This window comes from Geoalkalibacter ferrihydriticus DSM 17813 (assembly GCF_000820505.1).
GTDB classification, from domain to species: Bacteria; Desulfobacterota; Desulfuromonadia; order Desulfuromonadales; family Geoalkalibacteraceae; genus Geoalkalibacter; species Geoalkalibacter ferrihydriticus.
The window spans coordinates 325782-346985 of record NZ_JWJD01000003.1; the positions used below are offsets into that span (position 1 = coordinate 325782).

Sequence of the window (21204 nt, forward strand, 5' to 3'; positions counted from 1 at the left end):
AGCCATGAAAAATAAGAACCTACCTTTTTCAATTCTCTTGCGTACCCTGGGCCGCACTTTTTTGCTGCAGGCCAGTTGGAGCTTTGAGCGCATGCAAAGCCTGGGAGCGCTCTATATCATGGCACCGGCGCTGCGCTATCTCTACCAGGGACAGGATCTGGAGGAGGCCTTTCGCCGCTACATGGTCTACTTCAACACCCATCCATTTATGGCGCCTCCCGTGCTCGGGGCCACCCTGGCTTTGGAAGAAGGTCAGGCGCGCGGCGAAGATTTGCCCATTGGCCCTGTTGAATTTCGCGAAATGGTCATGGCGCCTTTTGCCGCCATCGGCGATGCCTTGTTCTGGGGTGGGTTTCGGCCCTTGGCGGCAGTGGTTGCCCTGTTTTTTGCATTCAAGGGTTCGTTGTGGGCGCCCGTGATTTTTGTCGTTTTGTTCAATCTGCCCCACCTCTGGTTTCGCTTCGGGGGGCTGATGCGCGGCTATTTCAGCGGGTTGCGGATGGTTGAGGTGGTTCAGCGGCGGCATTTACCCGATTGGGCGATTCGGGCCAAGGAGGCGACTGTGGTTTTGCTCGGCGGACTCTGCGCCTACCTGACCTTGGTTTCTCTGGGTCGTGAAGGGGTTGCTTTAGGCTGGGGTCTGTTGTTTTTGCCCATGGTGGTTTTTCTGGGATGGTTGACGCGCAAGGGTGCCTCCAACCTGCTCCTGATTCTGGCAACAACCGGCGCGCTGCTTTGCCTGGGGCTTTTTTTGTGAGGGAAAAGGGACTTTCATGATTCAGAAAGATTTCATCATCAAGAATAAATTGGGGTTGCATGCCCGTGCAGCGGCGCAACTGGTGCAGACCGCAAACCGCTTTCGCGCTGATGTGATGGTCGGCAAGGATGGCATGGAGGTCAACGGTAAAAGCATTATGGGAATCCTGATGCTGGCGGCGGCGCAGGGGTCGACGATCAATGTGATGGTCGATGGTGATGATGCCGAGGAAGCTCTTCTGACTATTGGAAAATTGATTGATGACGGATTCGGAGAAAAGTAACCTTCCGCCCGATACCTTTCTTGTCGGCCTCGGAGTTTCTCCCGGCATTGCCATCGGCAAGGCCTTCTTGTTCAATCGGGCGCGGCAGAATCTGGTTGACTGCTATGTGCCGCCTGAATTGGTTCCGGGGGAAGTGCAGCGTTTCCGCACCGCGCTGAAAGAATCGGCCCGGCAGCTGCAGGATGTTAAAGAACGTGTCAGCTCACCGGAGTTGCGCGAGCATCTCTATATCATCGACACCCATCTTCTCATTCTCGAAGACGATATGCTGGTGCGCGACACGATCAACCAGATCGAAGGAGAAAAACTCAACGCCGAGAGCGCGCTACGCCGGACCCTCGATAAATTTCGCGAATTTTTTAATTCCATTGAAGACGAATATCTGCGTGATCGACGCAGCGATATAGATTCCGTTGGTGAGCGCCTGCTGCGCAACCTGCTCGGCGAAGGGCAGCGCAGCATGTCGGAAATCGAGGAAAAAGCGGTGGTTGTGGCCCATCAGTTGTCGCCGGCAGATACCATGCAGATGGATCGTGACAAAGTCATCGGTTTCGTCACGGATGTCGGTGGGCGTACCTCGCACACGGCAATTCTGGCCCGTTCGCTTGAAATCCCCGCGGTGGTCGGTCTCGATAATATCAGTTCCCTGATCCGGCAGGAAACGTCAATGATTATCGACGGCAATGCCGGCACGGTAATCCTCAACCCCTCTGCGGAAACCTTCAAAGAATACTTGAACAAAAAGCAGGCATATGAATACCTCGAAAAAGAGCTCGAGGTTTATCGTGAGCTTCCGGCCCAAACCCTTGATGGCCATCGGCTTATATTGCGTGGCAACGTGGAGCTTGCCCGTGAGGTGCCTGCGGTATTGGCTCACGGCGGGGCCGGCGTTGGTCTGTTTCGCTCTGAATTTCTGTTTCTGAACCCCGGCCAGGCGCCTGGCGAGGACGAGCAGTTCGAGATTTATCGTGAGCTTGCACAGAAGATGATTCCCGAACCTGTAACGATTCGCACCCTGGATGTCGGCGGTGATAAGTTTGTTCCCGAAATCAATCTTTCGGAGGAAGACAACCCGGCCATGGGGCTACGGGGCGTACGCTTTTCCCTCAAGGAGCACAATCTGCTCATGACGCAGTTGCGGGCGATTTTACGCGCGTCTTCATTCGGGGAGGTGCGGGTCATGTTCCCCATGATCAGCGGCGTCGATGAAATTCGCGCCTGCAAGGATCTGCTGCGCCAGGCCTGCGCCCAGCTTGATGAGCGTAACCAGAGCTATGATGCGGACATCAAGATCGGGATCATGATTGAGACGCCTTCGGCGGCTCTGATTGCCGATTTGCTCGCACCCGAAGTCGACTTCTTCTCCGTTGGAACCAACGATCTTATTCAGTATTGCCTTGCAGTGGATCGCGGCAACGAACATGTGGCCTACCTTTACGAACCGCTGCATCCGGCTATTTTGCGCGCCTTGAAAATGATCGGCGATGCCGGTCGCAAGGCCGATATCGAGGTGGGCATGTGTGGAGAGATGGCGGGTGAGCCGGTCTATGCTTTAATTCTGCTGGGACTCGGTTTCAACGAACTGTCCATGAATGCCGCCTGTATTCCGCGCATGAAACGCATTATCCGTCAGGTACGTCGGCAGGATGGCGAAGAACTTTTGGCGCAACTGCTTGACTTGCCTAGGGCGCGAGATGTCAGCCGTTTTGTCGAAGAGGAGATGGCGCGGCGATTTCCCGGCCTTTTCGGTCCCCCGGAAATCTGATAACCCATTAAATTGTCTTGACTTTTTTTGTGAACTGCATTATTTCCTGAAACTCTTGTGTCTTACCCTAGTTATAAAGGAGAGCGTTTCATGCCCATGACCGATTTTCTCTTTACCTCTGAGTCGGTGACTGAAGGCCATCCCGACAAGGTGTCCGATCAGGTGTCCGATAGCATCCTCGATGCCATCCTGACCCAGGATCCCAAGGCCCGGGTTGCCTGTGAAACCCTGGTTACGACGGGCCTGGCCATGATCGCCGGTGAAATTACCACCACCGCGCGCATCGACTATCCCGAGGTCGTGCGCGCGGCGATCCGCGAGATCGGCTATAACGATTCCGCCATGGGTTTTGATTGGGAAACCTGCGCGGTGCTTACCAGCATCGATCGCCAGTCGCCGGATATTTCCATGGGCGTGACCGAAGGCGAGGGCCTCCACAAGGATCAGGGCGCCGGGGATCAGGGGCTGATGTTCGGCTATGCGTGCAACGACACCCCCGAACTCATGCCCATGCCCATCATTTTCGCCCACCGTCTGACCAAGCGCCTCGCCGAGGTGCGCAAATCCGGGCTTCTGACTTTTCTGCGTCCCGATGGCAAATCCCAGGTGTCCATTCAGTACATCAACGACAAACCGATTCGTGTTGACGCAGTGGTGGTTTCTTCCCAGCACGCTCCCGAGGTCACCTATGAAACTCTGCGCGAGGGAATCATCGAAGAAGTCGTCAAGAAGGTCATTCCGGCAGAGCTTCTCGACGAAAAAACCAAATACTTCATCAACCCCACCGGGCGTTTCGTCATCGGCGGTCCCATGGGTGACTGTGGCCTGACGGGACGCAAGATCATTGTCGATACCTATGGTGGGCAAGGCTCCCATGGCGGCGGAGCTTTTTCCGGCAAGGATCCTTCTAAGGTCGACCGTAGCGCCTCGTACATGGCCCGCTACATCGCCAAGAACCTGGTGGCCGCGGGGCTGGCCGACAAGTGCGAAGTGCAACTGGCCTACGCCATCGGCGTGGCCGAGCCCGTGTCTGTCATGGTCAACGCCTTCGGCACCGGCAAGATTCCCTCCAATGACATTGCGCGCGTGGTGCAGGAGGAATTCGATATGCGGCCGCGCGCCATTATTGAAAGCCTTGATCTGCTGCGTCCCATTTACCGTAAAACCGCAGCCTATGGGCACTTCGGCCGTAACGAGCCGGAGTTTACCTGGGAGCGGACCGATCGCGTCGAGTCCCTGCGCAAGCGGGCGCGCGTCTAACCTTTTGTCGTACCTCCCGACGGGCCCTCAGCGGCCCGTTTTTTTTGTGTGAATGTTCATTCGGTGCGGCCTGTGGCGCGATTGGGCATCGCGGCTGAAGTTACTTTTTTCGGCTGGGCGATCCTAATCCTTGCCGATGGCGGCAGAAGCGCTATCATTTCTTTGTTGGTTTAAGATTTCATCAGAAAGGAGACAACTGTGGAGACGGATGGTTTTGGTTTCTCGGCTTTGTTTTTTTCTCTCGTTTTGCTCGGCCTCGCGGTTTTTGCCGGCTTGGCCCTGCACAAAGGCCTCTTCCGGTTGCTGCGCCAGTTAAGCGCCAAAACTAAAAGCCGCTGGGATGACGCACTGGTGAAGCATCTCGCCGCTCCGGCGAAGTGGCTGCTCCCCCTGTTTCTTTTGTTGCTGGTGGCTCCCGGGCTGCGTCTGCCCGAACAGGCGAGCAATATTCTCAGTCACCTGTTTGGCTTGGCTTTTATCGGCGGTTTTACCTGGCTGCTGGTGGCGGCCCTCTTTGTTCTGCGGGATGTCGTCCTGCACAAGTTTGATGTGGACGCCCAGGACAACCTGCGGGCGCGCTCCATGCATACTCAGATCAATGTGCTGGTCAAGGTGGTTCTGGTTGTTATTGTGGTCGTTGCCGTCTCGGCCATGCTCATGACCTTTGAACCGGTGCGACAAATCGGCGTGAGTCTCCTGGCTTCGGCTGGTATCGCCGGCATCATTCTTGGTTTTGCCGCGCAGAAAAGTCTGGCGACTTTGTTTGCCGGAATTCAGATCGCCATAACGCAGCCCATCCGTCTAGACGACGTGGTCATCGTCGAAGGCGAATGGGGTCGTATCGAAGAGATCACCCTGACCTACGTGGTTGTTCGTATCTGGGACCTGCGGCGACTGGTGGTGCCCATTACTTATTTTATTGAGCAGCCTTTCCAGAACTGGACCCGGGTGACCGCCGATCTTCTCGGTACGGTGTTCATTTATGCCGATTATAGAATTCCCGTGGCCGAAGTGCGTGAGCAACTGCATGTATTTCTTAAGGAGTCTCAGTCCTGGGATGGAAAGGTCTGGGGCCTGCAGGTGACCAATGCCACTGACCGCTCGGTGGAATTGCGGGCGCTCATGAGCGCCGTGGATGCCTCTGTCGCCTGGAATCTGCGGTGCGAAATTCGTGAGAAACTTCTTGCCTGGTTGCAAACCAATTACGCTGAATGTCTGCCGCGTGTGCGCACTGAAATCGAGGGTGAGGTTGCCGACGCTCTGGCCGGAGCCCGGGAGAAATCAACCGCCGAGCAGTGAACCCTGAACTTTCCATCGTTATTCCGATCCTGAATGAGGCCGGGGGACTGCAGTCTCTGGTCGACATGCTCGCCGAACAGCAGGGCTGCACATTCGAGGTCATTTTCTGCGACGGGGGATCCGAGGATGGGTCCCCCGCGCTATTGCGCACTCTGGGCGCGCAGACCCCCTTTGCATTTCGGACAGTGAACAGCGGTCCAGGGCGGGGACGGCAAATGAATGTCGGCGCCCGCTTCGCAAAGGGCGACTTCCTCCTGTTTCTTCATGCCGATAGCCTGCTTCCCGATCCGCGCGCACTTGCCGAGAGCCTGCAACGCATGCGACGGGAACATGTGCGGCGGGGGAACCATTGTTTTGCCGGACGCTTCGCTCTGCGCTTTTCCCTGACCAGCCATAAGCAAAATTTCGGTTATTTCTTTTATGAAGAGAAGGCGCGGTTGAATCTGTCCGGCTGTATTCATGGCGATCAGGGCATGCTCTTGCCGCGTGCTTTTTTCGAAGAGGTCGGCCCCTTTGATTCAGAACAACCGATATTTGAGGACGAAAAGCTCGCAGCTGCGATTGCCCGCCGAGGTGTCTGGATTCTCTTTCCGGCGGAGATTGTCACTTCCGCCCGCCGTTTTGAGCGTGAGGGTCTGCGAGAGCGCCAAATACTCAATGCGCTACTGATGAATTTTCACCACATCGGCTGGACTCCTTTTTTTCGCCAGGCCCCTGAAGTTTATCGGCAGCAGGCTGCCGGCCACCGGCTCGATCTACTGCCCTTCTTTCTCTGCATCGATAATCTGCTGCGTGCCTTGCCGCAACCTGAGCAGCGCCGCCTTTGGCAGGCAACGGGGCGTTATGTGCGCTCCCAAGCCTGGCAGTTGTCCTTTGCCTTTTTGACCGGGGTACGTTATGTTCTCAAGCGCCCGCATCGCCTTCGGAGTTGGGGGGAGAGCTTTTGTGCTCTTTGGGAGCGTTGCACCGATTTTCCGCCCCTCAATCGCTTCACCGGGGCTTTGGTAAGAATCTGGTTTCGCCACACTCTTAAACGTTTACAAAAGTCCTGAGGGTCTGGCTGCCGGTGCAGAGGGTGGAGATTGTGGACGCACTACCGGCGGCGATGGTAAATTGAAGCATAGAGGTCGTTTTACAGTATGCGCCCCAGCTCGCAGAGCGATTAGGTATTGCAGCTGAACAGTTTCAAAAAGAGAAAAACGTGTAAGCGGGAGGTTGAGATGAAAACACTTATAAAAAACCTGGCGCTGGTCTTTGCGGTGGTCGTGGCAAGTGCCGCTTGTACTCCTTACAAGAGCCAGGAGGTAGGATTTCGGGTGCCTAGCGCCAATCCCAACATGCAGGTGATCGGCGGGGCGCAGGTGGCTGCCGAGGCCTATCGTGACAAAAGCGCCGCGCGTGCCGCTTTTGGTTTTGACATCGTGAGTGCCGGCATCCAACCCGTTCAGGTTGTGATTGACAACCAGGGTGGCAGTGCTTTGCGCATCGTGCCTGAGCAGACCTTCCTCATTGATGATCAAGGCTACATGTGGAATATTCTCGACAGTCGCGCCGCCTATGAGCGGGTGGAAAAAAGCGGTGAATATGCTCGCATCGCTCGCGGTGCCGGGCGGGGCGGAATGCTCGGTGCTGCAGGTGGCGCGTTGGTCGGAGCGGCCATCGGTGTCGTGTCCGGAGAGAATGTCGCATCCGCGGCCGGCAAGGGCGCTGCTCTGGGCGGTGCCGGTGGAGCGGTAATCGGGGGCGGGCATGAACTAGGCAGCGATGAAGCCGGGCGCGAAATTTCGCGGGATCTGAGCAATAAAGAGCTGCGCAACCGGCCGGTGGGGCCGGGTTTTCTCGGCCGCGGTTTTCTGTTCTTCCCCGCCGAAGCGGGCCAGCCGCGGCAACTTCGGTTGCAGATGTACGATATCGATAGCGGAGAGGTCCATACCCGCACCTTTGCGCTGTAGACATTTAGGGACCGAACTTCCACGGCGCTCGGCGCGAGCGGGAAAAATCAGTCTGCGAAATTATTCATCGAATGCTTGAACAGGCCTTTCGCCGCTCGGCGCAAGGCCCTTTGTATCCGTCTGTTTCAACCGAAGATATTTATTCAACCAAGGAGAATGAACTTATGGAAAGGGCCGCTGAATCCGCCCAGGATTTTATCGTCACAGATCTGAGCCTCGCCCCGTGGGGCCGCAAGGAAATGAACATTGCCGAAACCGAAATGCCCGGCTTGATGGCCATTCGCGAAGAATACACCGCGGCCAAGCCACTGAAGGGGGCGCGGATTGCCGGCTCCTTGCACATGACCATCCAGACGGCGGTGCTCATCGAAACTCTTACCGCTCTGGGTGCCGAGGTGCGTTGGGCCTCCTGCAACATCTTCTCCACTCAGGATCATGCGGCTGCAGCCATTGCTGCTTCCGGCGTTCCGGTATTTGCTTATAAAGGTGAAACCCTTGAGGAATACTGGGATTTCACCCATCGTATTTTCGAATGGGCCGATGGCGAGACGGCCAACATGATTCTCGATGACGGCGGCGATGCGACCTTGCTGCTGCATTTGGGCAGTCGCGCCGCATCTGACCCTTCTCTCATCGCCAATCCTACCTGTGAAGAGGAAGAATATCTGTTCGCCGCCATCCGCAAGCGCCTCAAGAGCGATCCTCAGTGGTATGCGCGGGTTTGCGGAAACATTCGTGGTGTTACCGAGGAAACCACGACCGGGGTGCACCGCCTGTATCAGATGCACAACGAAGGCCGGCTCAAGTTTCCCGCCATCAATGTCAACGACTCAGTGACCAAATCCAAGTTCGACAATATCTACGGCTGTCGCGAGTCGCTGATCGACGGCATCAAGCGTGCCACGGATGTCATGATTGCCGGCAAGGTTGCAGTGGTGTGCGGTTACGGCGAGGTCGGCAAGGGCTGTGCCCAGGCCTTGCGCGGCTTGCAGGCTCAGGTCTGGGTGACGGAAATCGATCCCATATGCGCCCTGCAGGCGGCCATGGAAGGCTACAAGGTGGTCACTATGGAATACGCTCGCGACAAGGCGGACATTTTCGTGACCACGACCGGCAACATCAACGTCATTACCCACGACCACATGAAGCAGATGAAGAACAACGCCATCGTCTGCAATATCGGCCACTTCGACAACGAAATCGAGGTAGCGTCCCTGCGTCAATACACCTGGGATAACATCAAGCCCCAGGTCGATCACATAATCTTCGCCGACGGCAAGCGGATCATCCTGCTCGCCGAAGGACGCCTGGTGAATCTGGGCTGCGCCACGGGGCATCCGAGTTATGTCATGAGTTCCTCATTCGCCAATCAGGTCTTGGCGCAGATCGAGCTGTGGACCAATCCCGAGCAGTACCCGGTGGGGGTCTACATCCTGCCCAAGCATCTCGACGAAAAGGTTGCGCGCCTGCAACTCACCAAACTCGGCGCCATGCTCACCGAATTGACCGATCAACAGGCGGCCTATATCGGGGTTCCCAAAGAGGGTCCGTACAAAAGCGATCACTATCGTTATTGATTACGGAAGAGATCGGACTGCACAGAAAAAGCCCTGCCGTAAGGCGGGGCTTTTTCTGTGCGGGGAATAACTTTGCTATGGGATGGTCGCGGTGAAAACCGCGCTCTGTTCACCGCCTGGATTGACGATCTGCAGAGCGACCTGGCGTGGTTCGCGACTGACGGGGTAGCGGGTGTAGTGCAGGGTGCGACAGTCGATGACCTGAACGAATTCGGTGCTGGGACGCATGGCGGAAACTCCGCGAATCACCTCACCATTGACCAGCAGCCGGGAATTGAACTGGAAGTTTTTTCCGCTGATGATCACCTCGTAGTAGTTGACCTGGTCATCACCGATGGTCACGGACTGGATTTCGGGAATGTTGCTGACCTGGAGGCTGTGCGCAAGGGACGCTTTGCCGCTGGGGCTGACCACCTGGACCCGGTGCATGCCGCCGGGCAGAGGGGGCAGAAGGAAGGAGATTTCCTCCGCCCCGACCGACTCCACGGGAACTGCTGCCTCGTTCACCAGAACCTGAGCCCCGGGCTGGAAATAGCGGCCGCTGATCACGACCTGGCGTTCGTCCTCGTGGGTGCATTCGTCCATGCGCGTCGGACTCAAGCCCTGAATCCAGGGAGCGGGCTCCACCATACGAAACGTAAAACCGGCAGGCGAGGTGTCAGCGGCACTGCGCGCCAACACCAGATAGTCTCCTTCGGGCAGAGCCGGCGCGGTAAAAACCAGGCGATTGTTCTCGTGTTGATCCGGCAGGAGAATCTCACTGCCGAAGAGAATTTCGACGTCGGTGGGAAAGGGTCCGCCTGTGATCGCGACCCGTGCGCCGGGTTCTCCAGCCGACGGCGAAAGGGAGCGGATTTCAAGGGCGCCTGCTACGGTTGTCCAGACGGCGCAAAGAAGCAGGCTGTAGAAAACAATCAGAACATTCTTCATCGGCGTTCACCCTTGGTTTGCGATGTAATCCTGTTCAGCGTGCGGCGCGGGCCGCGGCTGCATCGTTTGCGGCGCGGACATTCACCGCGGCACGTTGGGGCGTTGCATCTTGCTCGGTTCGGTTTTTATTGTGATTTTAGCTTAGCAGACCATGCCGGTGTGGCAACTCAAGGCCCTTTTCCTGGTTCAGTTCATGCGTTCGGCCAGAAGCAGCCAGGTGCCGAAGAGTAAAAACAGGATGTTGACGCTCCAGGCCGCGGCCGGTGGTGGCAGCAAACCGGCATAGCCCATAGCCATGCTGACCGCATGCAGCATGTGATAACTGAACCCGATGGCCACGGTCAGTGCGACACCCAGGGCGACGCGGCTGTTGCGTCCCTTTTGCAGGGCAAAGGGGATGCCGAGGAAAGCCATGATCAGGGTGGCGAAAGGCGTCGCCAATCGGTTGTGCATGTCAACGGTGAAACGACGAGGATCGTAACCTTCGCTGCGCAGCACCGCCGCGCGCTGTTTAAGTTGTCGAAAATTGAGTTCCTCGGATTCGATGCGCGCACTGCGAAAATTCTCCGGTCCTCTGCTCAGGGGCAGGGAGGTATTGCTCAGGCGCTCGGCGGAGAGTAATTGGCCACCGCCCGGGGAAAAGCGAAAATGCTGAATTTCCGGAGCCTCCCAGGCTTCACCGGTATGTTGGGTCTCGGGGGCCTCGATGCGCTCGACAAGGCGGAATTCTTCGTCAAACCGAAACAGGGAGACTCCTTGCAGCCGATCTTCCTCGGGCTGGACCAGGCGCACGTTGATGATGTGATCACCCTCGCGCAGCCACAGGCGATCAAGTTTATACATTACGGCCGGTCGGCCGTGAACGCGCGTTTCCCATATTTCGTTGGTGGTTCTGACACTCAGGGGCACCAGCAACTCGCTAAGCAGCAAAATGAGCAGGGAAATGAGCCCCGCAGTGCCCAGGAGTGGCGCGGCAATGCGTAGCAGGCTGACTCCGCCCGCCCAGAGGGCGGTCAGCTCACTGGTGCGGGAGAGCCCGCCAATGGTCATGAAGGCACCCATGAGGACCGCCATGGGCGCGATCTGTACCGCGATCAGTGGAACCTTTGCGGCGAAATAGACGAAATAGATCTCCAGGGGGACCCGCTGTTCCAGAAGATTGTCGACTTTTTCGAAAAAATCGACCAGCAGGTAGAGGCCCACGAAGGCCGCCAGGGACAGGCCGAATACCTGGAAGAAGCGGCGCAGGATGTAGCGGTTGATTAGATTCACCGCAGCCTCCTGGTGCGCCAGCGGGTGGCCAGGCGCCGCCCCCATTCATCCAAGCGATCAAATACGGCCAACCTTTTTTCCTGTGCCGTCATGCGCAGCAGGGCAATGCCCGCAGCCAGAAAGGCCAGATTGGGCACCCACATGGCCGCGACCGGCGGCACCAGGCCTTCCTGTCCCAGTGTTTCGGCAAAGGAGAAGATCAGGTAATAGGCGAGAAAAACGCCCAGGGCCAGAGCGAAGCCGCCTCCCCGGCTGGAGCGTTGCGACTGAATGCCTAGTGGAATACCCACCAGCGCGAAGAGCAGGGGAGCCAGGGGCATGACCAGACGTTGGTGGCGTTCCACTAGCAATTTAAGGCGGTTTTCTTCGTCGGCCTGTTCGATCGCCCGACTTAGTTCGGCCAGTGTCATTTCGCTCTCGCGTTTTTGGCGTTCGCGAAAATTGCGCAGTTCCTGCCCAAGATCGAGTTGGATGTCATAGTTGTCAAAATCGATGATCTGGTAGACGCTCTCGTCCCTGCGCTCAAGAAGACGATGAATCGCCCCCTGCTGCAGACGCAGGGTCAGAGTAAAGGCCTGTTCATCGGACAGGGCGCGACCGCTGCGTGCCAGGATGACAGCCGGTTCTTTGCCGACACGCTCGTCGGAAATGAATAAACCCTGCATCACCCCGCTACGCTCGTCAATGCTGTTGGCATAGAGCACCAGCCCGTCGAATTCATCATTGAAAATCCGGGGCTCCACTCCAACGGTGGCACGGGCGTGGGCGATTTCGAAAACCTGATCGCGAAACGCCCGCTTGCCCTGAGGCTGGGCGTAGAAAGTCAGCAAGGCGGTTAGGGTTGAAACTGCGACCGCCAGCACCATGACAGGCTTGGCCATGTCGTAAAGACTGACTCCGGAAGCCTTGAGCGCGACAATCTCGGCGTCGGCCGAAAGACGACCGAAGCCGAGAAGAACAGCTAGTAAAAAGGCCAGAGGCAGGGTCAAGACAAGGAAAGAGGGAAGTAGGAGCGCGAATAGCTTGAGGATGTCGGAGAGGGGCACACCCTTGTTCAGCACCAGTTCGACCAGCCGCAATAGGCGTCCCATCAGCAGGACAAAGGTAAAAATCATCACCCCGAGAAGAAAGGGGGCGAGGGTTTCCCTGAGAATATAAAAATGGCGTTTGTGGAAGGGCATGGCGAGCCATCTTAATCGAGTTGTCGGCAGCTTGTAAACTAGCAAATGCCCCCTTTTTCTCTTGCTCTTGCTGCTGGGCCCATGCTATACACTCGTGGTTATTTAAAACGCACGTTCCCGGAGGTCTTTGTGGGTGCCGACTCGTTCGGTCACGAAGGGCAAGGAAGGGGGCGGAGGCAAACAACCCGTATCAGGAGATCAAGACATGGCCCAAATCAGTATGAAGCAGCTTCTTGAAGCCGGTGTGCATTTCGGACACCAAACGCGCCGCTGGAACCCCAAAATGAAGCCGTATATCTTCGGGGCGCGTAACGGCATCTACATTATCGATCTACAGAAGACCGTTCGCTATTTCAAAACCGCCTACAGCTTTCTTGCCGAAACCGTCAAGAACGGTGATAAGGTTTTGTTCGTCGGTACCAAAAAGCAGGCCCAGGATGCCATTCAGGAAGAGGCATTGCGTGGCGGCCAGTACTTTGTCAACAACCGCTGGCTCGGCGGTATGCTCACCAACTTCGTCACCATTAAGGGTAGCATCGATCGCCTCAAAAAGATTGAGGCGATGGCGGAAGACGGCACCTACGATCTATTGACTAAGAAAGAAGTGCTCAATCTCGAGCGCGAAAGAGTCAAGCTGGAAAGAAGTCTCGGCGGGATCAAGACCATGACCAAGGCGCCCGGAGCGCTGTTCGTGATCGATCCCAAAAAAGAGCACATTGCCGTCAAGGAAGCTCGCAAACTCGGTATCCCCGTGGTGGCTGTGGTCGACACCAACTGCGATCCTGACGATATCGACTATATCATCCCCGGCAACGATGACGCCATTCGCGCTATTCGCCTGTTTACCTCACGCATGGCCGATGCGTGCGCCGAAGGTGCGCAGGCCCGTGAAGCCATGCTGCGCAGCGAGGCCGAAGGCGCTGACGCCGGGCAGGAAGCCGCCGATGCTGAAGCCGTTGCTGCGGAAGTCAAGGCAGAGCCTGCTGCTCAGGCTTGATCCCTTGTCTCTTTGATGTTTTTCAAAAGGCGGTTTCTGTGGAAGGAACCGCCTTTTCCCATCCTATCGCAATTGTTTTTCACACACATTTCCGACGGCTGTGGCCGTCCACGATTGGGAGGTTGACCTGTGGGTATTACTGCTTCGATGGTTGCCGAACTGCGCGACAAGACCGGCGCCGGCATGATGGATTGCAAGAAAGCTCTGACCGAGGCCGGCGGCAATATGGAAGAGGCTGTCGATCTGCTGCGCAAGAAAGGCCTTTCCGCCGCCGCCAAGAAGTCCGGCCGGGTGGCCGCCGAAGGGTTGATTGCCGCCGCCGGTGAAGGTGCAAGCGGGGTGCTGGTTGAGGTTAATGCCGAAACTGACTTCGTTGCTAAAAACGATGCATTTCAGAAATTTACCGCTGCCGTTGCCGAGGTGGTGCTGCGCGAGGCTCCCGCTGATGTCGAGGCGCTCAAGGCCCTGGCTTTTCCCGGGACGGATCGTAGTGTGGGCGAAGAGTTGACGCACCAGATCGCCACCATCGGGGAAAATATGAATATCCGGCGCTTTGTTCGATTCGAAGCGACTCCCGGCGTGGTCGCTTCCTATGTCCACGGTGGTGGAAAGATCGGCACCCTGGTGGAACTGAAAACCGAACAGGATCAGTCCGAAGATGTTCGGTCTCTGGCGAAGCAGTTGGCCATGCATGTGGCCGCAGCCAATCCCCAGTACCTGGTGCGCGATGAGGTGCCCGCCGATGTGCTTGATCGCGAGCGTGACATCATGGCGACTAAAGCCAAAGAGAGTGGCAAGCCCGACAACATCATCCCCAAAATCGTCGAGGGTCAGCTCAATAAATTCTATGGGGACATCTGCCTCACCGAGCAGGCCTATGTGATTGATCCCGACCAGAAGGTCGAGCAGGTTGTCAAGGCTCTGGCCAAGCAACTCGGCGTCGATGTCAAGTTGACCCGTTTTGCTCGCTTCCAACTCGGCGAAGGCCTGGAAAAGAAGGCCGATGATTTCGCGGCCGAGGTTGCGGCTCTGACCAAGTAATCCAACTCCTGCCGAAAGGTGATGACATGGCTGCAGCAGACCCCAAGTATCGTCGCGTCCTGCTCAAGCTCAGCGGCGAGGCTCTGGCCGGCAATCAGGGCTATGGGATTGATCCTGAAGTAATCGCCGGAATTGCCGCGGAGATAAAGGAGGTTATCGACCTCGGCATTCAAGTCGCCCTGGTGATTGGGGGCGGCAATATTTTTCGCGGGGTTGCAGCCGCATCCAAGGGCATGGATCGGGCCAGCGCCGATTATATGGGCATGTTGGCCACGGTCATGAACAGCCTGGCATTGCAGGATGCCATGGAGCGCGCTGGGGTGGTGACCCGGGTTCTTTCGGCGATTGAAATGCGCGAGGTTGCCGAGCCTTATATTCGACGTCGAGCCATGCGCCATTTGGAAAAGGGTCGCGTGGTCATTTTTGGTGCCGGCACCGGCAATCCTTATTTCACCACCGACACCGCCGCTAGTCTGCGCGCCATGGAAATCAATGCCGAAATCATTCTCAAGGCGACCAAGGTCGACGGTATTTACAGTGCCGACCCCAACCAGGACAAGGATGCGGTCAAGTTTTCCACCCTGACCTATCTCGATGTCCTCAAGAAGGGTCTGCAAGTAATGGATGCGACGGCTACCTCGCTTTGCATGGACAACGACCTGCCGATCATGGTATTCAACCTGACGGTTCGCGGAAATATCAAGCGTGCAATCATGGGCGAGAACATCGGCACCATTGTCAAGGGAGGATAGTCATATGTACGATGATATCATCAAGAAAACCCGCACCGGCATGGACAGGGCCATTGACGCCCTCAAGAAGGAATTCACCAAGGTGCGTACCGGTCGTGCCTCGACGGCATTGCTCGATGACATTCGTGTCGACTACTATGGGACGCCGACACCGCTGAACCAGGTCGGATCCTTGACCGTTCCGGAACCACGCATGATCACCATTCAGCCGTGGGAAAAAAACCTGATTTCCGAGATCGAGAAAGCCATTCAGAAATCAGATTTGGGCCTCAATCCCAGTTCCGATGGCCAGTTGGTACGCATCGCTTTTCCGCCCCTGACCGAGGAGCGTCGCAAAGAGATGGTTAAATTGACCAAGCGCATGGGCGAGGAGGCCAAGATCGCCATCCGCAATGCCCGCCGCGATGCCAATGAAGCCCTCAAAAAGCTTGAGAAAGGCAAGGAGATTTCCGAAGACGATCTCAAGCGCGGCGAAAAGGACGTTCAGGATTTCACGGACCAGTATGTCAAAAAGGTTGATGAGATGGTTTCCAGCAAGGAAGCCGAAATCATGGAAATCTGAAGGGCGAAAACGGATTCCGAACGAACCCAGTCACGGGCAAAGGAGAGACCAATGGCTTTTAAGATTACCCAGGACTGTATTGCCTGCGGAACCTGCGTAGACAGTTGCCCAGCGGACGCTATTATAGAAAAAGGTGAGAATTTTACGATTAGCGGCGACTGCACCGAGTGCAGCGCGTGCCTTGACGCGTGCCCGGTCAGTGCCATCGCTGAGTGATTTTTCGCTGGTGCGGGGCGCAGAGTGCCCCGCACCACATTTTATCAACCCCTTCAGTTTTCCTATGGTTCTTGTCTCCTGCCTGTTTTCGTGCTAGCTTTATCCCCTTTGTTTCACTGCAATAAAATTTCTTTTTGCGAGCTTTTCTGATGTATCTACCTCGGCATCTGGCGATCATAATGGACGGCAATGGTCGTTGGGCAAGGCAGCGGGGGTTGCCGCGCATTCTTGGGCACCAGCAGGGCGTAGATGTTGTGCGCGGTATCGTCGAGGAATGCTCGAAGCTCGGCATCTCCTGGCTGACCCTCTATGCCTTCAGCTCTGAAAACTGGGGGCGTCCTGAAGAGGAAGTCGAGGCCCTCATGGGGCTTCTTGTCAACTATCTGCGCAACGAACTGGATACGATGCTCAAGCACGGTATACGCCTCAACGTCATTGGCGATATCGGGCGCATGCCCTTGGCTGTAGCGAAAATGTTGCAGGAATCAATGGAGCGGACCAGAGAGCAAAAGGGCATGGTTCTGACCCTGGCCCTCTCTTATGGCGCGAGGGATGAGATAACGCGGGCCGTACGCAAAATAGCCGCTGCCGCCGCGTCCGGCGAAATCACTGCTGACCGAGTTAGCGAGCAGATGGTTGGCGATTACCTGGATACCGCGGGACTTCCTGATCCCGACCTGCTCATCCGCACCAGTGGAGAGATGCGCATCAGCAATTTTCTGCTGTGGCAACTGGCCTATACCGAACTCTATTTCACCGAGGCTTTATGGCCGGATTTCAAATCGGACCACTTGCGTCAGGCTCTGCACGAGTATAATCGCCGCGAAAGGCGCTTCGGTCTCACCGGGGAACAGATGAAAAAGGAAGGTTCCAAGGAGGAAGGGGGGCGTCATTAAACAGCGGATCCTTACAGGAATTATCGCGCTGCCGGCGCTGCTTCTTTATATCTATTTTGCCAACCCGTTTTTCTACCGGCTCTTGATTCTGGTGGTTGCGGGCTTGGCGCTGCTGGAATTTTACCGCATGGTATTGCCGGCGGAGCGCAAACAAGAACAGCTTCCGGCGGTGGCCGGAGGGGTCCTTTTCGTTCTGTTGACGGCGACCGGCAATGCCACGGCGATTCTTGCCGGCATGAGTTTGCTGTTGCTGTTCTGGGTAGGCTGGTTTTTGTTCAATTTTCGCGACTTGAACAGCGTCATTCACCATCTGGGGTTGATTTATCTGGGGATTTTTTACGTGGGCCTGCCTCTCGGCCTGCTCGCGGCACTGGGGGATGTTCCCTGGGGTCGGCAATGGGTATTTTTTATTTTGCTGCTGGCCATGGCCAGCGATACGGCGGCCTATTTCATCGGCGTAACCTTTGGGCGGCGTAAACTCTATCCGGCCATCAGTCCCAACAAAAGTATTGAAGGCGCCTTGGGTGGCCTGGCGGGGGCTCTGATCGGTGCCGTGGCGGCAAAGTACTGGTTCTTCCCTGTGCTTTCCGTCTGGGAGTGTTTGCTGCTCGGTCTCCTGCTCGGCCCGTTGGCCCAGATCGGCGATTTAGCCGAGTCCATGCTTAAGCGCAGCTTTGGAGTGAAGGATTCCGGGCATCTGATTCCCGGCCATGGCGGCATTCTTGATCGGTTGGACAGCCTGCTTCTGCTGTTTCCGCCGGTTTATTTCTTTGCCCTGCTTCGCGGGTTCGGGTGAGACGGTCGATCATATGAAAAATCTTGTTGTCCTTGGCTCAACCGGCTCGATCGGCGTCAATACACTGAATATCGTCGCGGCCCACCCTGAGCGCTATCGTGTTGTCGCGTTGACGGGCGGCAACAATATCGAGCGTCTCGAAGAGCAGATCCGCGCATTTCGCCCGCAACTTGTCGCAGTCATTTCCCAGAGCCAGGCGGCTTTGCTGCGGATGCGCCTGGGCGCCGATTCGCCTGAAATACTTCACGGGGTCGAAGGGTTGATTGCCTGCGCCTCTCACGGCGAGGCACAGATGGTGGTCTCGGCCATCGTCGGCGCTGCGGGACTGATCCCGACCATGGCCGCCATAGAAGCCGGCCATGACATAGCTCTTGCCAACAAAGAAACGCTGGTCACCGCAGGGCCGCTCGTCATGGCGCGGGCGGCAGCGCGCGGAGTGCGGCTGGTGCCGGTGGACAGCGAGCACTCGGCGATTTTTCAATCTCTGGTGGGGCACCGCAAAGGCGATGTGCGACGCCTGATTCTGACAGCCTCCGGTGGTCCCTTCCGTGAACGCTCCCTGGCGGAGCTTGCGCAGGTGACGCCCGCCGATGCCCTGCATCACCCCAATTGGTCCATGGGCCGCAAGATCACCATCGATTCGGCCACCATGATGAACAAGGGGCTGGAGGTGATCGAGGCGCGCTGGCTCTTTGACTTGCCCGCAGAACGCATTGACGTACACGTCCATCCACAAAGCATCGTGCACTCCATGGTGGAATACATTGACGGTTCGGTGATTGCCCAGATGGGGATTCCCGATATGCGCACGCCCATCGCCTATGCCCTGTCTTACCCCGAACGCTTTGCCCTGGAAATCCCACAACTTGATCTGTGCAGGATCGGGCGTCTGACCTTTGAGCAGCCCGACCTGCAGAAGTTTCCCTGTCTGAAGCTCGCTTACGATGCCTTGCGCGAGGGGGGGACGGCCCCCACGATTCTCAACGCGGCCAATGAGGTGGCGGTGGAATCTTTTCTGCGCGGCGACATCACATTTCTTAACATCGGCCGGGTCATTGCCGCGGTGCTTGAGGCACCCTGCGATCATCGGCTGGAACATGTCGACGACGTTCTCAGGGCGGATCGCCGAGCACGCACGCGCGCGCTCAAGATCATCGAGGCGATTGCCTGAGTGGAGGTTTTATGGTGACAGTTATTGCCGGAATTATCATGCTCGGAATTCTGGTGTTTATTCACGAGTTGGGTCATTTTTGCGTAGCCAAGATGGCCGGCGTCAAAGTTCTTAAGTTCTCCCTCGGCTTCGGCCCGCGCCTGGTTTCGCGTAAGTGGGGTGAAACCGAGTACATGATTTGCGCCGTGCCTTTGGGCGGGTATGTGCAGATGCTCGGCGAGGGCAGTGGCGAAAACGGCGAAACCGGTGAGCTTACGCCCGAAGAGCGCGAGCGTTCCTATGCCGCCAAATCACCCTCCAAGCGCCTGGCCATTGTCGCCGCGGGGCCGCTGATGAATCTGGCATTGCCTTTTCTGGTGCTTCCCCTGGCCTACATGATCGGGGTAAGCATGCCGGCGTTTCTTGAGGCCCGCCCCTGCGTCGGGTATGTCGTTGCCGACAGTGGCGGTGACGCAGCCGGTTTCGCGCCCGGCGACTGTATCGAGAGTATAAATGGCCAGGCTGTTGCCAGTTGGAGCGACGCCAACCGCAAGATGATCAACTTTGCCGGGGATGATCTGGCGTTTGAGATTCAGCGCGGAGCCGAATCTGTGTTGCTGCGGATTCCGGCTAAAGAGGGGCATCTGGAAACACAGGCGTTGGGTTTGTTCCCCGCTCAGGAAGCTCGGATAGGAGGACTTGCCGCGAATATGCCGGCCGAGGAAGCCGGTTTGCGGGAAGGCGATCTGATCGTGCAGGTGGGCGATGAACCGATTCGCTCCTGGTATGATCTGCGTACCGCCATACAGAGAGGCCAGGGGCAACCGCAAAACGTCACCGTCGAGCGCAACGGCGAGCTTTTTGACTTTACTCTCACCGCGCAGCGAGGGGGCCGCGAAGACGACTACCTTATCGGCATCGCGCCTGCTCAAGACACGGTCACCAAGCGCTACGGACCTGGCGCCGCATTTGTTGCCGGGGGCGCGCGCACCGTTGAACTCATCGACCTGACTTTTGTTTTTATTCAGAAATTGTTCAGCGGCAATGTTTCGACCGAGAATATCGGTGGACCTATCACGGTCGTACAGATTGCAGGCCAGGCAGCCCAGACGGATGTCTCGAGTATCCTCCTGGTCTTGGCGTTCCTGAGTATTCAGCTGGGAATTCTCAACCTATTGCCCATCCCTATTCTTGACGGAGGACATATTGTTTTTAATTTGTTTGAGCTTATATTCCGCCGCCCCCTTTCAACTCGGACCAGGGAAATCGCTCAGCAAATCGGTTTGATGCTGCTTATCCTGTTGATGATCCTGGCTTTTTATAATGACCTCATGCGCATTTTCGGTGGGATCAGTGGATGAAAGTGACCCTTCTCGCCATTGATACCGCCAGCTCCGCGGGCAGCATCGCACTGTGCCGCGATGAAAAACTCTGCGGTGAAATTCTTTTCAACGTACACAGCACCCACTCGGAACGCTTGATGGTCGGCGTGCGTCAAGTGCTTGCCGACACCGGCACTGCATTGGAATCCGTAGACGCCTTTGTCGTGGTACACGGCCCCGGCTCATTCACCGGACTCCGGGTCGGCATGGCGACGGCCAAGGGCTTGGCAATGGCGACAGGCCGACCCCTGATTGGGGTGTCCTCTCTGCAAACTCTGGCGATGAATGTCGCCGAAACCGAATACCCTGTGTGTGCGCTGCTCGATGCGCGCAAAAAGGAAGTCTACGCAGGACTCTTTCGCATGCGCCGCATGCATCCGGTGCCTCTTGCGAGTGAGCGAGTCATTGCCCCTGCAGACCTGGTGCGGCAGATCAAGGAACCGATGCTGTTTGTCGGCGAGGGCGCAGTCGTTTATCGGAGTCTGATCGAGGACCATCTTGGCGTTCAGGCTCACTTTGCGCCCTGGGTTTTGAATTCACCACGGGCGTCACTTGCCGCGCTGCTCGCCCTGGAGCGATTACGGCTAGGCGAAACGCAGACGCCACTGACCTTGATTCCCGCCTATATTCGACCCTCCGAAGCCGAGATCACCTGGGCTCTCAAGCATCCGGGCCAGGGTTCTTGACGGTTGACAAGCAGAGCGCCATCCGATATTTTAAGATCGTGCTTTCCAAACTCTTTCAACCCTCTAACCGTGCGGGAGGTGTTACATGGAGGAACTGGACATGGAGTTGGTAGGGCAACTGGTGAGCGAAAGTCCTAAATTTCGCATGCTTTTTGAAGAACACCGGTTGCTTGAGAAAGAGCTGGATGAATTTGACAAGAAAAAATATCTGACTCCCGAAGAGGAGATGGAGCGCAAGAAAATCCAGAAGATCAAGTTGGCCGGAAAGGACGAGATGATTCGTCTCCTGCGCGGATACAGCGCGACCGTCAACTAACACAAATCAATTTATGGGGGGGTTGGGGACAAACACCCGACTCCCCTTTTTGTCTGAGCCGGTTTTTCGGCCGTGACCGATTCCGGCCAACAGGTTTATCAGGGCAGGGGTCTTTTTCAGGACCCCTGTTGTTT

21 protein-coding genes and 1 pseudogene are annotated in these 21204 nt (G+C 56.8%); 19 read left to right on the plus strand and 3 right to left on the minus strand.

The annotated features are described in order from the left end of the window. Positions 1-4: 4 nt before the first annotated feature. The 8 genes from GFER_RS10460 to ahcY all read left to right on the plus strand — a co-directional run bounded on the left by GFER_RS10460 (position 5) and on the right by ahcY (position 8893). Positions 5-757: a PTS system mannose/fructose/sorbose family transporter subunit IID gene (locus GFER_RS10460; RefSeq protein ID WP_052446287.1), complete on the plus strand. Its 753-nt coding sequence runs from the start codon at positions 5-7 to the stop codon at positions 755-757. A 16-nt stretch (positions 758-773) separates the two neighbouring features. Then, entirely contained in the window at positions 774-1040 is a 267-nt protein-coding gene (locus GFER_RS10465; protein WP_040099247.1) for an HPr family phosphocarrier protein, read from the plus strand. Continuing rightward, a complete protein-coding gene (ptsP, locus tag GFER_RS10470; protein ID WP_040099248.1) occupies positions 1018-2805 on the plus strand; it encodes a phosphoenolpyruvate--protein phosphotransferase in 1788 nt (595 codons plus the stop codon). The genes GFER_RS10465 and ptsP overlap by 23 nt, the downstream gene beginning before the upstream one ends. A 90-nt stretch (positions 2806-2895) precedes the next feature. Continuing rightward, complete coding sequence (metK, locus tag GFER_RS10475; protein WP_040099250.1) at positions 2896-4065, plus strand: methionine adenosyltransferase; 1170 nt, start codon at positions 2896-2898, stop codon at positions 4063-4065. A gap of 198 nt (positions 4066-4263) precedes the next feature. Beyond that, the gene (locus GFER_RS18265; RefSeq protein ID WP_235264061.1) at positions 4264-5364 is read left to right on the plus strand and encodes a mechanosensitive ion channel family protein; all 1101 of its coding nucleotides are present in this window, start codon (positions 4264-4266) and stop codon (positions 5362-5364) included. Next, on the plus strand, positions 5361-6416 hold the full coding sequence (locus GFER_RS10485) for a TIGR04283 family arsenosugar biosynthesis glycosyltransferase (RefSeq protein ID WP_235264062.1): 1056 nt from the start codon (positions 5361-5363) through the stop codon (positions 6414-6416). The genes GFER_RS18265 and GFER_RS10485 overlap by 4 nt, the downstream gene beginning before the upstream one ends. A gap of 168 nt (positions 6417-6584) precedes the next feature. Then, positions 6585-7316 carry a hypothetical protein gene (locus tag GFER_RS10490; protein ID WP_040099254.1) on the plus strand — a complete coding sequence of 244 codons (732 nt, stop codon included), beginning with the start codon at positions 6585-6587 and terminating at the stop codon, positions 7314-7316. Positions 7317-7480: 164 nt separating this feature from the next. Continuing rightward, positions 7481-8893, plus strand: coding sequence for an adenosylhomocysteinase (gene ahcY, locus GFER_RS10495; protein WP_040099256.1), 1413 nt, complete (start codon positions 7481-7483; stop codon positions 8891-8893). A gap of 75 nt (positions 8894-8968) precedes the next feature. Here the strand turns inward: ahcY and GFER_RS10500 are convergent, their stop codons facing one another. The 3 genes from GFER_RS10500 to lptF form a co-directional block, all read right to left on the minus strand. Further along, on the minus strand, positions 8969-9823 hold the full coding sequence (locus tag GFER_RS10500) for an IPT/TIG domain-containing protein (protein ID WP_040099258.1): 855 nt from the start codon (positions 9821-9823) through the stop codon (positions 8969-8971). Between the two features lie 186 nt (positions 9824-10009). Next, positions 10010-11095 carry an LPS export ABC transporter permease LptG gene (lptG, locus tag GFER_RS10505; protein ID WP_040099260.1) on the minus strand — a complete coding sequence of 362 codons (1086 nt, stop codon included), beginning with the start codon at positions 11093-11095 and terminating at the stop codon, positions 10010-10012. Continuing rightward, on the minus strand, positions 11092-12276 hold the full coding sequence (lptF, locus tag GFER_RS10510; RefSeq protein ID WP_052446289.1) for an LPS export ABC transporter permease LptF: 1185 nt from the start codon (positions 12274-12276) through the stop codon (positions 11092-11094). Before lptF ends, lptG begins: the two co-directional genes overlap by 4 nt. Positions 12277-12481: 205 nt before the next feature. Here lptF and rpsB point away from each other — a divergent pair, with 205 nt between their 5' ends. The 11 genes and pseudogenes from rpsB to GFER_RS10565 all read left to right on the plus strand — a co-directional run bounded on the left by rpsB (position 12482) and on the right by GFER_RS10565 (position 21070). Continuing rightward, positions 12482-13273: a 30S ribosomal protein S2 gene (gene rpsB / locus GFER_RS10515; protein WP_040099262.1), complete on the plus strand. Its 792-nt coding sequence runs from the start codon at positions 12482-12484 to the stop codon at positions 13271-13273. Positions 13274-13402: 129 nt separating this feature from the next. After that, complete coding sequence (gene tsf / locus GFER_RS10520; RefSeq protein WP_040099264.1) at positions 13403-14314, plus strand: translation elongation factor Ts; 912 nt, start codon at positions 13403-13405, stop codon at positions 14312-14314. Positions 14315-14340: 26 nt separating this feature from the next. Continuing rightward, the gene (gene pyrH / locus GFER_RS10525) at positions 14341-15066 is read left to right on the plus strand and encodes a UMP kinase (RefSeq protein WP_040099266.1); all 726 of its coding nucleotides are present in this window, start codon (positions 14341-14343) and stop codon (positions 15064-15066) included. Between the two features lie 4 nt (positions 15067-15070). After that, complete coding sequence (gene frr / locus GFER_RS10530; protein WP_040099268.1) at positions 15071-15628, plus strand: ribosome recycling factor; 558 nt, start codon at positions 15071-15073, stop codon at positions 15626-15628. Positions 15629-15661: 33 nt separating this feature from the next. After that, positions 15662-15844: pseudogene (locus GFER_RS10535) on the plus strand (4Fe-4S binding protein); the annotation flags it as partial. Between the two features lie 149 nt (positions 15845-15993). After that, positions 15994-16740: an isoprenyl transferase gene (locus tag GFER_RS10540; RefSeq protein WP_040099272.1), complete on the plus strand. Its 747-nt coding sequence runs from the start codon at positions 15994-15996 to the stop codon at positions 16738-16740. 7 nt (positions 16741-16747) lie between these two features. Beyond that, positions 16748-17536 (plus strand): phosphatidate cytidylyltransferase, encoded by a 789-nt coding sequence (locus GFER_RS10545; protein ID WP_268746204.1) that lies wholly within the window; start codon positions 16748-16750, stop codon positions 17534-17536. A 13-nt stretch (positions 17537-17549) separates the two neighbouring features. After that, a complete protein-coding gene (locus GFER_RS10550) occupies positions 17550-18707 on the plus strand; it encodes a 1-deoxy-D-xylulose-5-phosphate reductoisomerase (protein WP_040099276.1) in 1158 nt (385 codons plus the stop codon). A gap of 11 nt (positions 18708-18718) precedes the next feature. Next, complete coding sequence (gene rseP, locus GFER_RS10555; RefSeq protein WP_040099279.1) at positions 18719-20047, plus strand: RIP metalloprotease RseP; 1329 nt, start codon at positions 18719-18721, stop codon at positions 20045-20047. Further along, positions 20044-20754: a tRNA (adenosine(37)-N6)-threonylcarbamoyltransferase complex dimerization subunit type 1 TsaB gene (gene tsaB, locus GFER_RS10560; RefSeq protein WP_235264064.1), complete on the plus strand. Its 711-nt coding sequence runs from the start codon at positions 20044-20046 to the stop codon at positions 20752-20754. The genes rseP and tsaB overlap by 4 nt, the downstream gene beginning before the upstream one ends. Positions 20755-20839: 85 nt before the next feature. Further along, a complete protein-coding gene (locus GFER_RS10565) occupies positions 20840-21070 on the plus strand; it encodes a YdcH family protein (protein ID WP_040099281.1) in 231 nt (76 codons plus the stop codon). Positions 21071-21204 lie beyond the last annotated feature (134 nt).